The organism is Chitinophaga nivalis, from assembly GCF_025989125.1.
Classification (GTDB): domain Bacteria; phylum Bacteroidota; class Bacteroidia; order Chitinophagales; family Chitinophagaceae; genus Chitinophaga; species Chitinophaga nivalis.
Map to the genome: position 1 here is coordinate 6,095,215 of NZ_JAPDNR010000001.1, position 16,258 is coordinate 6,111,472.

Here is a 16,258-nt window from a genome sequence, read left to right on the forward strand (position 1 = left end):
AATCTGCTGTATGGCAGGCGGACTTTCAATTCTATTATTATTACTGGTTACCGGTATCCTCTATTTTCTGATTGTGGGCTGTCATAACAGCACCGTGGAATGAAGACATCCGGCTGTCTGGTCAGGTATGCTCCTGTTTGCAGCACCGTTTTTCTCCCGCGCTTTATACCTGCCCCGCCTCCCCGACAACCGTTCGGGCGGCCGGTATCAACGCCATTGTACCGGCGGCAGTAAGACTGCCCGCTGACAGCCTTAAAAAAATAACGGATGCTACCTTTGCTGCCGCGGAGGAATCAACTGCAGCAAAGGTAGCATCCGTATATGCGTTACAGTGGGTTACAGCACCACTTTCCCCGGATTTAATATCCCATTGGGATCAAACAGGGTTTTAATATCTTTCATCAACGCCAGCTGGGCGGCAGGAAACTGTTTGGACATAAAAGGACGCTGTAACAGGCCAATCCCGTGTTCACCGGAAATGACGCCGCCGTTGGCCAAAGCGAAATCATAGATTTCCGCCACTACCTGCGCCACCCTTTTTTCTTCTGCGGCATCTGCCTGCGCATTAAACTGCAGCATCGTATGCAGGTTACCATCCAGTGCATGTCCGAAACAGGCCACTGTCACACCATGTGCGGCACATATCGCTTCCACCTGGCGGATATAAGGATACAAAACAGATAAAGGCACGGCAATGTCAATGTCGCGGTACTTTTTAGCGCCACTGGTTAAAGCCGCGCCGATATTAAACCGGAGCTTCCATAATTGCTCTTTTTCCTTCGTTGTGGTAGCTGTGAGGATATTTTCTCCGGTATATTTTTCCAGTATAGCGCCAGCTTCTTCCATGGCTTCCATCAGCCGGTTTTCACTGCGCTCTTCCAGGTTCAGCAACACATGCGCATTTATCTGGTCTGTTACCAGTGGCAACGGCTCCGCTAAAAAGGCGGCGGCCACCTCCATGGCATTCCGGCAAATCAATTCTACCGCAGCAGGTAAAATACCGGATTGTTTAATGGCAACAATAGCCGCACAGGCATCTTCCAGCTTTTCAAAACCCGCCAGCAGCGACAACTGATGTTTCGGGGCCGGAATAAGCCGGTATACCACCTGCGTGATAATACCCAGCACGCCTTCGCTCCCGGTAAACAGCTGTGTCAGATTGAATCCTGTTGAATTTTTCATCACGTTGGCGCCTGTCCAGATGATTTCTCCCGTGGGCAATACGACCTGCAGGTTCAACACGTACTGCCGGGTGGTGCCATACTTACAGGAGCTGATACTCCCGGCATTTTCCGCCACATTACCACCCACAAAAGAATAGGCAGCACTGCTGGGCGGTACCGGAAAACAAAGCCCCGCTTCCTGTACGGCGGCGCACAGGTCGGCGGTGACCACGCCGGATTCCACGGTTACACAATGGTCTACCGTGTTGATACCGACGATTTTATTGAGTCTTTCCAACGACAGTACAATGCCGCGTTCTACGGGCAGCGCGCCGCCGGTCACTCCGCTGCCACCGCCTCGTGGCGTCACCGGGATCCGGTGTTCGTTGCATAATTGCAGGATACCCGCAATTTCTTCCGCCGTTCCCGGTTTAACCAATATATCAAAAGGGAAATGAAGGTCCAGCGTTTCATCCTTACCATATCCATACAGGATATCCGTGTCCGTTATCACATAACGGTCCCCGCAGATCGTCCGCAACGTAGCGACAACGATTTCCGGCAGGTTCACTGCATTATTGGTTGTTGTTATCATATCAGGTTAATACTGTTTGCTGTTCATAATCATACAACAATTCTTTTTCCCCGAATAGTCTTTCTGTGATAATGTTCCTTTCTGCGCAGGCAGCTACCAGCATATTGGATTGCACAATCGGGTTGGACTCATCGGTATATTTGATACTGCTGATAAATTCCAGCCAGGGCTCCTGCCCCATGGCATATACATACGCTTCTTTCGGATGAAAGATATTGATGAGGTGCATACCTCTTTCAAAATCGCAGCCAGCCAGCCTTCTGGACTGATCGTTGTCGCGGGTAATTTCTTCCGTAAGCAACGGCCCATATAACCAGGAAAGCGGGGCCCCATCACATTCCATCCCCAGGAACAGTACATCCACATCACCAATGACCTGTTGTACGTGTTCATATAATTTGGGTTCCATCACCCTCGAATCTGCCACAAACAGGAAGGTAAATTCCTCGATGGCAATATGATAACAGGCTTTTGCCCGGATGTTGAGATCACTATGTTCGCCTGTAAAAGGCAAACCTGTTATCACACAGTTTTCGAAGCGGATGTCTTCCATTTCATCAATTTCGACTACATTTTTAAAGCCCATCTGTTTGAATACCAGTTTCAGGCTGGGATCCTGCAGGGCGCCGCTATTGGTAGCCGGCACAATCAGGTTCCTGATTTTATGCCGCAAAGGCAGCAGGGTTTCCAGTACAATATGATCCTGGTGGTTATGGGTGATCAGCACATAGTCGATTACATCCGGCAAATCGATGTCGGAAAAATGCTCCACACTGGATTCATAGCCGTAGTAACTCACCAGCGGATCTACCAGGATACTGACATCCCTCGTTTCTATCAGGATACAGGCATGTCCGAAATAACGCATGCGGGCCTTGTTACCCGTATACTTGCGATAGGCCGGATGTTCCTGCTCCGTAAAAAAGGTATCGAACAAAGCCCGGTCTTTATCGGCTACGCCCAGTAAAGCCGCTACTTCATCGATAGCGCCAGCTTCTCTTTTCATTTTACTGAGGGCATCTATACCTGCGTGATGAAAAGGAATCGGCAAGTGCAATACATTTTCATCATCCAGCTGGGGGGTACTTAAACAAAACGGACGCTGGTCGTTATCCGTGATCCACAAAGCAATGCTTTGTGATGCTTCCGCATAAAACCGGCTTTTATACAATAAGGATTCAAATACGCGGAAAGAAGGATTGTTGTTGAGATCATATACCAGCTCCACATATCCTCTCAGTACTTCCGGTACCTGATCGTACAACGCTTCCAGGGAATATCCTTTGGCAATACTTTTTAGCAGCTGGTCCAGCTCCACTACTGCTTTGGCAAACTCAATAGCATCGGCCTGCCGGATGAGGGTCTCATCCCGCAGCTGTTTTACTTCCGCTACTCTTTTGCCGTTATAATCCATAAAAGGACCTCCCAGCATTTTGGGGTTCTTTACGGCCGCGGCGTGTATCTGTGGAGCCTTGATGTAGGAATTCATGATTTTCAGGTGCCGCCCTACTACATTCATCGCTGCAGTAGCCGGCGAAATCAGGTGCGTCCAGGCATACCACCTGTCTACCAGAGGACCAATAATTACATTCGGTTTCAGATGAAATAGTCCGTTTTTCATATAAAGTGTGACTTAAAATGTTTAACAAGATCAAAAATGCCCCTTTATTTGGCGGCCCGCTTCCGTTCTTCTTCCGCACCGGAACGCAACTTCATTTTTTTATTGTTGCCTTTTCCGAAACGGTAATTAAAGTTCAGTTTCACGGCCCGGGTATCATTCCTGATATCCCACAACTCATAGATACTGCCGGAGTTGGTATTAAATACAAATGCTTCTGTTTTCAGGAGATCCGTTACATTCAATGCGAGGTAACCGCGGTTTCCGAAAAGCGATTTTTTAATGCCAATACTCAGGCTGCTGTTGGGTTCATAAACAGAAGCCCCATCCAGGTTTTTGTATAGATACCAATAGGTTAATTCAGCCGACCATTGTTTGGTAATAGCGAAATTATTATTGGTATTGATATAAAAAGAAGGCTTGCCGTCATTACTGAAATCAATGCCATTTACCCGGCCCCGGAAGGCCTGGTAAAATACAGATATACTGTTATTGGAAGTCCACCACTGATTAATTTTTTTCGAATAGGATACATCCGCATTCCAGGATTGTCCCTGTTCAATATTCACCAGCATGGTTCCTGACACCCCTTTTTCCGCATCGGGAAATGCCATCGTTGTCATAAAATCGGTATACCGGGTATATCCCAACGTAGTTTGCAGGTCTCCTTTCCACGACCAGGTGACAGCGGCATTATACGACAGCTGCGGCCTCAGATAAGGGTTCCCCTGCATAAACGAAATCGCATTACTGATACGACGCAGCGGATTCAGATCCAGGTAAGCCGGGCGATCGATTCTTCTCCCAAACTGAAAATTAAAGCCATGTACTGCATTGGGCTTATAGTCGACAAAAACAGACGGAAATAACTGTATATAATTTTGCTTTACTTCCTGCTGTGTGAGTTCCTGCCGCCCATTTCCAATGGTTTGCTCACCGCGCAGCCCCAGCTGCACAGTTACTTTTTGCCATTGCTTGTTCAGATTCAGGTAAGCGGCATTCACCTGTTCGGTATACCGGAAATCATTATGACTGTAAGGTACCAGCGGACCGCCTACTCCCCCTACAAACGCCATCAGGTTGTCTGAACGGACGTAGCTGAGTTTTATGCCGCCCTCCAGCCTGATCTCCCGCCGCAGTGGCCGCACATAATCTATCTTACCTGAATAGATACGCAGTTTACCTCCCTGATCCAGCAGGATATTTTCTGCCCCCACGGAATCATCTGCCAGCCGGGTCTTCCGGTTGATCATATCCTGGGAAGACGTTTTCCGGTAATAGGAATAATCCAGGTCCACGGTCAGCTCACCGCCACTGGTATCCGTCTGGTGTACCAGGTGCATATTCGCTGCATAATTCGATAACCGGTCATTGGTCTTGTTTAAAAAATCATACCGGTTCACAGGTTTTGCGCCATTGTACGATTCCAAAGACCAGGCATCGGAATTACTGCGATAGGTCTGAAAACTTCCTGTACCGGATACCGACAGCGTAGTTCTTTTAGAAAGATAAAAATCAACACCTGCGGTAGGCGTATGGGTCCTGTATTTCCGGATATGATAATTTTCCGATACAAATTCCGTGAAGTGGTTGCCCGGCTCCAGAAATCTGCGTGTAGTCGCTGCCGTTCGGAACGTGTTGTTGGCCATGTAGGCGTAACTCAGGTACAGATTGTATTGCCGGTTCCGGAAGCCCAGGTCCAGTCCTCCGTTGTACTTCGGGTATCTTCCCTGTCCGTATCCGCCATTCACACTGCCGTTCCAGCCGTCTTTGCGGTTTTTCTTTCTGACAATATTAATGATGCCACCACTACCGGCGGCATCGTACCGGGCGGAAGGTTTAGGCATCAGCTCTATTTTCTGTATCCCGGATGCCGGCATCCCCCGCAGTAGATTCGCCAGGTCTTCGGCAGATAACTGCGACGCTTTGCCATCCAGGTATACCGTTACGCCGGCCTTTCCTTCCAGGTTGATTTGTCCGTCCTGTTTTACGCGGACGCCCGGTAATTTTTCCAATACTTCCAATGCGGAAGCGCCGATGCTGACGATGCTGTTTTCTACATTGACCACCGTTTTATCGATACGCCGTTCAATAAAAGGGGTTTCGCCCTTTACCGTCACCGCATTCAATTTCACCACGGCAGGCTGCAGTGACAACGCTCCCAGACCCACGGAGGGCTGCGCATCACGCACGGCTATATCCTGCCGGATAAACGTTTCAAAACGGGGCGCCGTTATTGTAATCGTATAGCTCCCCGGTGGCAGCCCGTCAAACAAAAACTTCCCTGTTGCATCGCTCAACGCGGTTTTCAATACCGCCGGGTGGCCGGTGCGGCTCAGCATCACAGTAGCATCCCGCACGCCTTTCCCCTGTGTATCCGATAAGCTGCCATGTATGTTTCCTTTCTCTCCTGTTTGTGCTTTCAGTGCTACAACCATTCCTAAAAACAAACACATCATGGCAGCGATATACCTCTTCATTCCGGTAATACTCCTTTTACTTTAACTGATGAACAAATTGTGATAAAAGCTGCGCTATCTCTTCTCCGGAAAAATACTGCCGGTCATAATCCATGATGATCACGATATCTGTACCATCTGTTTCTTTTACCATTACCTTGATGTTTAACGGGTAATGATAACGGTCCATATAAAAATCGCCGGTCATTACGGGCAGCTGATCCTGCACGGCCGGTGTTTCTGCCTGCCAGTTGCGGGCATTATGGAACTGCGAATAACTAAAACTTACCTGGTGCGGCTCCTGTCCCACCCATTCGCGGATTTTCCAGGCAGAAAACTGTGCATAGGCTTCGTACCGGTTCAACTGCTGCTGTATGGCTTCATAGCTATCAACTTCCGGCGCCCGGAAAGGCAGGATATTCCAGTACAGGCCTACCGCATTCAATGCATCCTGCAGTTCATGCGTTCTGCCGTTGAACAACAATCCCAGGAACAGTTCTTTCACGCCCCAGTGTTGCCGCAGCACCTCGGTACCTGTTTTCAGGAATACGGACCGCAACGACACCTTGTTGTTTTCTGCCACAGCTTTCAGCTGTTGTACCAGCGCCCTGTCCAGGTGTACAGAGCAGGAATCGGTGCCCTGTTCTGCCGTAGTCAGTGGTTGCAGCGGCAATGGCTGCCAGTTTTGTAATGCTTCCCGCCAGAACTGATTGTTTTTCTCATTGGCGGCGCCGGCTTCTCCCAGCTGTACATACTCACGGAAACTATCGGCTGGTATAACCACTGGTACCGTTTCTCCGTTTCTGGCGGCCAGATAACCCGCCAGCAATTCATTCTTCAATATGGTAAAGCCCCACCCATCCATGATCGCATGGTGACAGGTAAACATCAGTTCAAAGGCATGCGCTCCCAGTATAAAAATCCGGAACCGGAACAACAGCGATGGGGTATCCGTAATCCGAAACTTGCTGCGGATATCGGCTTCCCTCGCCGTGAGGATATACGCCTGTTGTTCCTGCGGCGACAAGGCCGTCAGGTCATCCACGGTAACCGTATCTCCCACAGTGGTTTTCACACACTGGCAGATATCTCCGTTATCCGGTCTGAAAAATACGGTGCGTAATACCCTGTGTTTTTCCTGCAGCTGTTGAATGCTCGTTTCCAATGCTGCCAGCGAGAACCGGGCATCTTCAAAACCCCAGGAAGAAATCGCATGATATACGCCTGCATCTGTAGCAGCCGCATCATAGGCATGGATAAGCACCCGTTGCATAGCGGTAACCGGGTATACATCTTCCACATCAAAATTTTCGTTCAGCGCATTGACTGCTGCAGCGCTCAAACCTTTGTAGGTCAGATCCACCGGCGTTAACCGGCTTTCAGTGGCGGCAGACAACTGTGTAATCAGTTGCTCCAGGCGGAATTGCCAGGCCGTTGCCAGCTTGCCGGCAGTAGCGGCCGTAAACTGTTCGCGGCTATACCCGACGGATAAACGTAGCTGACCACTCACGACCATACCGGAGATATCCAGCAAGGTCGTACGCTGCCGGTTGTCCGGATATTCGTGCCCATGATAATCACCGGAGAATTCAAACAGCGGCGTTTGATCACTGGCAGCAACACTGCCGCCGAAGTCGCCGAGATAGTTGAAGGTAACTGCCGGCGTTACCGCAGGCACTTTACCTGCCAGGTAATGCAGGATACCATAACCGATACCTTTACCCGGTACCCGGTGCAGGGATTCTTTCACGGCAATCAGCTGCGCAATCGGATCGGCCGCCTGCTGCAGGTCGAGCAACACCGGATACATACTGGTAAACCAGCCCACCGTGCGGCTGACATCCACATCAGCGCCTATCTGCTCGCGGCCATGGCCTTCGAGCCGTATCAGCACCTCCGGCTGTTTAAATACATCTGCCAGCGCCAGACTCAGTGCACCGATCAGTACATCATTCACTTCCGTGCGGTAAGCGCGGTAACACTGGGTTTGTAAACGGGTCGTCTGTGCTTCATCCAGCACAAAGGTGGTAACAGCCACATCTGCCACCCGGTTACTACCTTCCGGCATATCTACCGGCAAGGAAGCATCGGCAGCGGCAATAGCCGACCAGTAAGGAATTTCCTGCGCCAGTGTTTCACTGGCGGCATAAGCCAGTTGTTTTTCCTGCCAGTATTTAAAGGCATCTGTTTTTTGCGGCAGCCGTAATGCAGCGCCTATCTGATATTGATAATATAAGTTAGAGAGATCTTCCAGCAATATCCGCCATGACACACCATCTACCACGAGGTGATGTATTACCAGCAACAAACGGTCGCTGCTTTCACCGCGGAATAATCCCACACTGAACAACGGCCCTGTTTCCAGGTTAATACCCGCCTGCAGGCGGTCGCAATGTTGTCCGAATGCTGCTTCATCAGCCGGTGTAATCACCTCCAGGGCATAGCTTTGTTCCAGGCCTTTGTTTTCCTGTACCCAGCCGGCAGGACTGTTATAATAAACCATCCGCAACGCATCGTGGTGCTGTACCAGTTTATCCAGCGCTGCCCGCAAAGAAGCTGCTGCTATCGGCTCGCGGCTGTTCAGCAATACCGACTGGTTGAAATGATGGATACAGGTCTGGTCTCCCAGGAAGAAGGATGTCTGCACCGGGCTTAACGGAATAATACCGGTAACAGGTCCCTGATCTGCTACCCGGGTCACAGGTACGATATATTTTGCCAGATCCGTGATAACGGGATGCAGCAGGATATCCTGAATGGTGAGGGCATAGCCTCTTTGTTTCAGATAAGATACGACCTGTATCGATTTGATGGAGTCGCCTCCCAGTACAAAGAAATCGCCGTTCACGCCTACTGCCTGTTTTTGCAGTACTGCCTCAAAAGCGGCTACCAGCAATACTTCCCGGATACCTTGCGGCGCGATGTATTCTACGCCTGCAGATAAACCTGCGGCTTCCGGTTCCGGCAATGCCCGGAAATTGATTTTTCCGGTAGCGGTTAATGGTAACGCAGACAGCTGTACGAAATGCGATGGCAACATATAAGCCGGCAGCCGGTCTGTCAGATAAGCACGCAGGGTACTGCTGTTCAGCGACTCACGGGCAACAATATACGCCGTCAGTTGCTGTTCGCCCTGTTGATCGGGACGCGCGGCCACTACGGCACTTGCTACTGCCGGGTGTGTTTGTATCGCCGCGGCTACTTCACCGGTTTCCACGCGGTTGCCACGGATTTTCACCTGGTCGTCGCGACGGCCGGTAAATAAAATATTTCCGTCGGGCAGCCATCTGCCCAGGTCACCGGTACGGTACATCCGCTCTCCCGGCCGGAATGGGTTCGGCACAAACTTTTCTGCCGTCAGCTCCGGGCGATAGAGATAACCTCTTGCTACCCCACTGCCGCCGATACAGATTTCTCCGGTCACACCGGCAGGTACCAGGTTCAACGCATGATCAGTGATGTATACAAAAGTATTGGCGACCGGCCGGCCGATAGACAATACCGGACCCACAGCACCAGGTTGGTAGTGCAGTTCGGTAGCGGTAATGGTTGTTTCCGTAGGGCCGTACTCGTTATAAAAGTCATATTCCCCGCTCCACTGCGCTGCCACATCCTGCGGACAGCTATCACCACCGGCAATCACCCGCTTTAAGGCAGGATATTGTTTTACCGGAATGGTTTTCAGTACGCCTGGTACGGTATGCAAATGGGTAATTTCGTGCCGGGTAAGAAAAGCGGCGATCTTTTCAGGGTCCAGTCGCGTATCCGCATCCATCACGGTTAGGCGGGCGCCTGTACTGAATGCCAGGAAGATCTGTTCTACAGACGCATCAAAGGCAATGCTGGAGAACTGTAATATATTTTCACTGCTGGTGATACCAAACGTCCGGATCTGCGAGGTAATCAGGTTCACCACGGATCGGTGTTCCGTCATCACGCCTTTAGGCTTTCCGGTGGAACCGGAAGTATAGATGATATAAGCCAGGTCAGTAGCGTTATTGACTGCTTCCAGGTTTTCCTGTGCATAGTGATCTGCTTCCTGCCGGAACTGTTCCAGCAACGCAGCATCGATGACTACGCGGCACTGACTGTCTTCCAGGATATAACTTCTCCTTTCTGCCGGATACGTAGGATCAACCGGTACATAGGCGCCACCGGATTTTAATACCCCCAGTATCGCAATGATCATCCAGTCGCTACGCTCCAATTGTATGCCTACCAGCTCACCGGCTGTAATGCCATGGTGTTTGCGCAGGTAAGCACCCAGCTGATTGGCTATCGCATTTAATTCCTGGTAAGTCCATTCCTTTGTATCAAACACCAGAGCGGCTTGCTGTGGCGCAAGGGCTACCTGTGCTTCCAGCAACCGGGTAAGCGTTTGGGTAGCCGGGAAATCCACCGGCGCCGGATTAAAGGCGGTCAGCAGCTCTTCTTTTGCGGCGGCAGACAGGTAATCCCGCTGGTTGATGATTTGTTCCGCATCTATACTCATGGCATGCAGGATCTCCAGGTAAATGGCGCCTACCTGTTGCGCCGTTAAACCGGATTTCAGTTTCCGCAGCAGGTTGAATTTCACCTGCAGGTAACCGCCGGTATTATTCACTGTAAAATCCATGTAGGTGTTGGTACGGCCGGTTCCTTTCAGGTTCAGCGATGGCGCCGGCGTATCTGGTTGTACCGGTGCTTTCTCTTCCCGGATAGATTGGAATTCATGGAAATCCACGTAGTTGAAGAAGGTATCGAAAAACGGATTACCGGCTTCTGTTTGCTGGTGATGAATCCGGGCTATTTCCGGTAAGCTGAGTCTTTCATTTCCTTTCAGGCCGATGATTTTTTCGTGTACCTGCAGGATAAAGTCTGCGATTTTCACCGGGGCATCCACCACCATTTTAAAAGGAATGGTATTCAGGAAGCAACCCAGTATCCGGTCGCTGTCTTCACAATCCGGGCGGGTATTGGTTACCAGGCCGGCAATCACTTCTTCATCGTAGCTCAGTATTTTCAACAGATAGAGATACGCGCTGAATGAAATTACTTTCACGGTGGTATCCAGGTCTTCTGCCAGGTCTTCCAGTTTATCGGAATGTTTTTTATCCAGTACGTGCAGATAGCCGCTGTCATCCGGCGCCTGGGTAAAGAGATCCAGGCGTTTGGCTTCTGCCAGCTCCTGTTGCCAGAAGCTGTTCATCTGACTATCTTTTTTATCTACCTCATGCTGGATAATAAAATCGCGGTAATCTGCTTTCAGCGGTTCCGGTAAATAAGCAGGATCTTCTCCCAGTGTCAGGTACAGGTTATTCAGTTCTGTCATGAACAAGGCATCACTCCAGCCATCAATGATAGCGTGATGACATTGCCATACAAAGACAATTTTATTGTTGCCGACGTTAAATGCAGACATGCGCCACAACGGTGCGACCGAAACATCAAAAGGATGATGCAACTCTCCATCCACGAAAGTACGGATGATGTTGTTCTGCGTCTCATGTGGCAGGTCAGATAAATCCTTGTAGGGAATTTCTACGTTAATGCGGTGATGTACCAGCTGTACCTGGGTATCAAAATCCGTCACATTAAAGCTGGTTCTTAAGATAGCATGTTTATCCACGAGCAGCTGCAGGGCGCGGCGGAAACGTGCAATATCAAAGTCTGCAAAAATGCGCGGGTGCAATGACTGATCGTGGTATATACTGCGTTCCCGGTTGATGAGTGATTCGAAGACCATCCCCTTTTCCACATCACTCATGGGGAAGATATCGGCAATATTTTCTTTTTCCGGTAACAGATCCAATGCCAGTATCCGTTCTTTCAACGCCAATATTTCCGCTTTCACGGCCACTTCTGTTTCTTTCAGATAGTTATTGCGGCGTTCGATGGCGATGATGTTATCATAGCTGTGCGCCGCCAGCAAGGCCACCGTATTGTTTTTATAGATATCGGCAATCGGTATTTCCAGACTCATTTTTTTACGGATCTCCGTCATGAGGCGCAGGATTTTGATAGAGTCCCCGCCCAGGCTGAAGAAACTATCATTCACACCGATCTTTTCTTTGCCCAGTATCTCTTTCCAGATCATCAACAACCGTGCTTCCGCATCATTGCGCGGCGCTACGTACGGTACACCGGTAGACATCCCCGTTCCTTTAGGATCCGGCAATTTTTTCCGGTCTACTTTACCATTCGGGGTCAGCGGGAACTGCTCCAGCTGTACATAATGCGCCGGTAGCGCGTAGGATGGCAGTAATCCGGTCAGGTAGGTTTGCAGGTCGGCTGCCTGTAAAGTGGTGTTACCCACTACATAGGCGGCCAGTTCTTTATTGCCGGCAGCATCGGTTCTGACTACTACCGTGGCCAATTCCACGCCGGCATGTCCCTGCAGTGCATTTTCAATTTCACCCAGTTCAATGCGGTAGCCGCGGATCTTTACCTGGTCATCTTTCCGGCCGATGAAGATAATATTCCCATCGGCTTTCCATCTGGCGGAGTCGCCGGTACGATACATGCGTTCCGTTGGCTGAAACGGATCGGTGACAAATTTTTCTGCCGTCAGCTCCGGCTGGTGCAGGTAGCCACGGGCCAAACCGTTACCGGCAATATATATTTCGCCGGTAACGCCTGCAGGCACGGGTTGTTGCTCACTGTCCAATATATAAATACGGGTGCCCGGTATCGGTTTGCCAATAGACGGTACAATAGGGGCATCCCGCTCAAAGACATATACGCTGCTCCATACGGTAGCTTCCGTAGGGCCATATTCGTTAAAGAACCGGCAGTCCTGCAAGGCAGGCGCATTAAAGTGATCGGTTACCAGCTGCGCCGGACAAGCTTCCCCGGCTACAATGACTGCCCGCAGGTGATTATTCCTGTTGGCCAGCGCATTCAGTAATAATTTATAGTAAGATGGTACAGTTAACAAATGACTCACTGCATGATCTACCAGGTAACCGGCAATCAGGTCTACGTTGGCCACATCAATCTTACGGGTAATACAGAGGCAACCGCCATAACATAACGTTCCGAAAATACCGGCCACGGAGCTGTCGAAAGCAATAGACGACAACAGCAAAAACGACGTATAGGCGTCATAGATAGCCGGCCGGGACGAGAGGGAATGCATCAGGTTACCGTGTGTAATCAGTACGCCTTTAGGGTTGCCGGTAGAACCGGAAGTATAGATCACATAGGCCAGGTGATCCGGTGCGATCGTCACCGACGGTGCAGTCACCGGCGTTTCCAGCGTATCCAGCTGCACATCTACGGCAAATGATTCTCCTTCGTAGTAATCCAGGTCGAAAAAATATTCGGTCTGTGTCAGCAACATGCGGATACCGGTGTCTTTGATGACATAGGCTTTCCGGGCTGCCGGATAATCCGGGTCGATGGGCACATAAGCCGCACCGGCTTTCAGGATACCCCATATGCCGATCAGCATCTTCTCCGATCTGTCGAGCATAATGCCCACCATTTCGTTGGGCTTCACCTGGTGTTCCGTGATTAAGTAGTGAGCCAGCTGATTGGCTTTCTCCTGCAGCGCGCGGTAGGTGAGCTGTGTACCTTCAAAAGACACGGCAGTATGATCGGGATGCAGGGCCGCCTGCTGGTCCAGCAGGTCTACCACGGTTTGTTCACTAACAGGGCCCGCGATGGTGACGCCATGGTTAAAGTCTGCCAGCAATTGCTGCCGCTCGGCTGCCGACAGGTAAGAGAGCTGCTGCACCGGTAATGATGGCTGGCTGACAATGGCCGCCAGCAATTGTTCCAGGTGGGCAATCAGTTGTCTGATCTGCTGCTCCGTATATATGTCTACGTTATACTGCAGATTCAGGTGAATCGTTCCGGCAATTTCCTTGAAGTTAAAGACCATATCAAACCGGGCAGTATCGTGAGTGGTCTCTTCATACTCACCCACTGCCAATCCGGCCAAGGTTTGTCTTTCTTTCAGCTGGCTGTTATCGTCATGTCCTACCAACACCTGAATATCGAACAGCGGATTCCGGCTGATATCCCGCTGCAGCTGCAATGCTTCCACCAGTGAGCCAAACGGATATACCTGGTGCTCGTCTGCACCCAGTACCACCTTTCTGACGTTGGCCAGTACACTGCGGAAATCATCGGCGCCGCTGAACTGTGTTCTCAGCGCCAGTGTGTTCACATAAAAACCGATCTGGTCCTGCAGGTCGGCATGACTGCGGCCGGCGTTGGGCGTACCGATGATAATGTCTTCCTGGCCGGTGTAACGGTACAACAGTACGTTTACAGCAGCCAGGAGGCCCATAAACAAAGTAGCGCCCTGTTCCCGGCAGAGAGTCAGTACGTCTGCGCTGATGCCGGCATCCATCACCCTGTTCACCAAATGGCCGTTGTAGGTTTTGAGGGCCGGCCGTATCCGGTCGCCCGGGAGTTCCAGTACCGGCAGCTCTCCTGCAAAATGGTCCAGCCAATAGGCTTCGTGTGCCGCCAGCATTTCGCCGCTCAGTGCTTCCCGGTGCCAGGCAGCATAATCTTTATATTGGATATGCAGGGGTGTCAGCGGGTCGGGCTTGCCCTGCATATGTGCATTGTATAATTCCAGCAGTTCCCGGATGAGAATACCCATGGACCAGCCATCGCTGATAATGTGGTGCATCACATGTCCGAAGATCCATTTGTTATCTGCCACCTGGTATAAACCGGCGCGCAACAAGGGTCCGGTGGCCAGGTTAAAAGGCCGCAATGCGGCCGCCTGTACCAACTGCTTTGCTTTTTTATCGCGGTGTTCCAGCTGACGCAGATCGGTATACTCCAACGTAAAACCAATACGCTCTGCCGGCAGAATAAATTGCCGGATTTCTTCGCTGGCATCTTCCCGGAAAACCGTCCGCAGGTTTTCGTGTCTTTCTATCAGGCGGTCAAATGCAAATTCCAGCGCCTCCTGGCGCAAGTCGCCCTCAAACACATACACGCCAGACATGTTATAGGCAATATTGCCTTCTTCCTGCTGGCTTACCACCCACAACATCTTCTGGGAGGCAGACAGGGCATAGCTTTCCTGCAATCCGGTTTTCCGTATAGACTGATAGCCATCTTTCTGCTGCCGGTAGGAACTGATAAACTGTATAAGGTCTTCTTTATGGGTTTTGATTTCATTCAGCAATGCCTCATTCAGCACTCCTTTGGGAGCTTGCAAATCCAGCTTATCGTTTACTAACCGGACGTTTACCTTCAGTTCCTTTAATTTCGTATATAATTCAGCTACCATAAAGGGTCAATTTTAATTTTTGTTGTCGCAGGACAACAGTTGGACATAGGATGATGTATCCGGCTGCTACAAAGCATTGTTCGCCATCAGTTCAGTTTCCATTGCTTCAAATAATGCGTGGATATTATCCAGGCCAAAACCTTCGTAATTGTTGACACGTTGTACAATTTCATAGAAAAAAGTAGCGCGGTCGCCGATAGGCGCGGTGAAGATCTGGAACAGCAATGCACCGTCCAGCACATCGCACAGCACACCATGTTTTCTCAGTAACGTTACATCCAGGTGCGGGTATTTGGCGTTTAGTTTTTCATAATAGGAATCCGGATATCTGGTAAACCGTACGCCATTGGCACGCAATACTTCCACAGAACGGAAAATATTGGCTGATTCAAAGGCGATATGTTGTATACCGGCGCCATAATTCTGGTCAATAAACAACGATACCTGCGACCTTACACCATGATCCGGCTCTACCAGTACGTTGTTCATCTGTTTATTTTCTGACTGCAATACTTTCAGCAGCATACCGATCTTCTTCTCCTCTCCTACTTTTCTTTCATCGAATTGTTTAACTGTTTTAGACTGGAAGATGTTGTTGAAATAATTTTCCCAGAGATTGATTTCATTCAGCCGCAAAGCACAGGCCACATGATCAATTTTTTCGAGAGCAGAATCTTCTCCCAATACATCCCAGTCATCTTCAATATTCTTATATCCCGGCATAAAATCACCGGTATAATTATCATAGTTAATCAACACCACTTCATTATCATCAAATACTTTCAGGGAAGCATGTTCTACGGATCCTTTATCATCGGATACCACCACCGGGTGCTGTAAAGGAATCGCTCCATTTTTCAGGGCACGCTGAAAAGAAGCGCTTACATCTTCCACCTTCATGGCAAACCGTTTGATACCATTGCCATGCAGGTCCACAAAAGATACAATCTTATAGGAACTGGGCTGGGAAGCGGAAGTAATCACAATTTTGATATCATTCTTCACGATATAATAAGAACACCTGTCTTCTACGCCCGTTTCTGGTCCGCAGTAGGCCACTACTTTAAATCCCAGCGCTTTCACATGCCAGTAAACGACCATTTTTGCCATGCCCACATAATATTCAATGAAGTCGTATTCCATTTTTGGCAAATCGGTGGAGACAATGTTGTTCAGATTTTCCAT

At 49.9% G+C, this 16,258-nt stretch carries 5 protein-coding genes; all 5 read right to left on the minus strand.

Annotation, left to right across the window (positions count from 1 at the left end; genetic code table 11):
- Positions 1 to 336: 336 nt before the first annotated feature.
- The 5 genes from OL444_RS23005 to OL444_RS23025 all read right to left on the minus strand — a co-directional run bounded on the left by OL444_RS23005 (position 337) and on the right by OL444_RS23025 (position 16,258).
- On the minus strand, positions 337 to 1,758 hold the full coding sequence (locus OL444_RS23005; protein ID WP_264729493.1) for an FAD-binding oxidoreductase: 1,422 nt from the start codon (positions 1,756 to 1,758) through the stop codon (positions 337 to 339).
- A 1-nt stretch (position 1,759) separates the two neighbouring features.
- A complete protein-coding gene (locus OL444_RS23010) occupies positions 1,760 to 3,379 on the minus strand; it encodes an MBL fold metallo-hydrolase (protein ID WP_264729492.1) in 1,620 nt (539 codons plus the stop codon).
- Between the two features lie 44 nt (positions 3,380 to 3,423).
- Positions 3,424 to 5,856, minus strand: a complete 2,433-nt coding sequence (locus OL444_RS23015) for an outer membrane beta-barrel protein (RefSeq protein ID WP_264729491.1) — start codon at positions 5,854 to 5,856, stop codon at positions 3,424 to 3,426.
- A 16-nt stretch (positions 5,857 to 5,872) separates the two neighbouring features.
- Positions 5,873 to 15,073 carry a non-ribosomal peptide synthetase gene (locus OL444_RS23020; RefSeq protein WP_264729490.1) on the minus strand — a complete coding sequence of 3,067 codons (9,201 nt, stop codon included), beginning with the start codon at positions 15,071 to 15,073 and terminating at the stop codon, positions 5,873 to 5,875.
- A 66-nt stretch (positions 15,074 to 15,139) separates the two neighbouring features.
- Entirely contained in the window at positions 15,140 to 16,258 is a 1,119-nt protein-coding gene (locus OL444_RS23025; RefSeq protein ID WP_264729489.1) for a VOC family protein, read from the minus strand.

Bases quoted from the DNA above. Each gene is read 5' to 3' on its own strand.
- OL444_RS23025 (WP_264729489.1), bottom strand. From the start codon at position 16,258: ATGGAAAATCTGAACAACATTGTCTCCACCGATTTGCCAAAAATGGAA.
- OL444_RS23010 (WP_264729492.1), bottom strand. From the start codon at position 3,379: ATGAAAAACGGACTATTTCATCTGAAACCGAATGTAATTATTGGTCCT.
- OL444_RS23015 (WP_264729491.1), bottom strand. From the start codon at position 5,856: ATGAAGAGGTATATCGCTGCCATGATGTGTTTGTTTTTAGGAATGGTT.
- OL444_RS23005 (WP_264729493.1), bottom strand. From the start codon at position 1,758: ATGATAACAACAACCAATAATGCAGTGAACCTGCCGGAAATCGTTGTC.
- OL444_RS23020 (WP_264729490.1), bottom strand. From the start codon at position 15,073: ATGGTAGCTGAATTATATACGAAATTAAAGGAACTGAAGGTAAACGTC.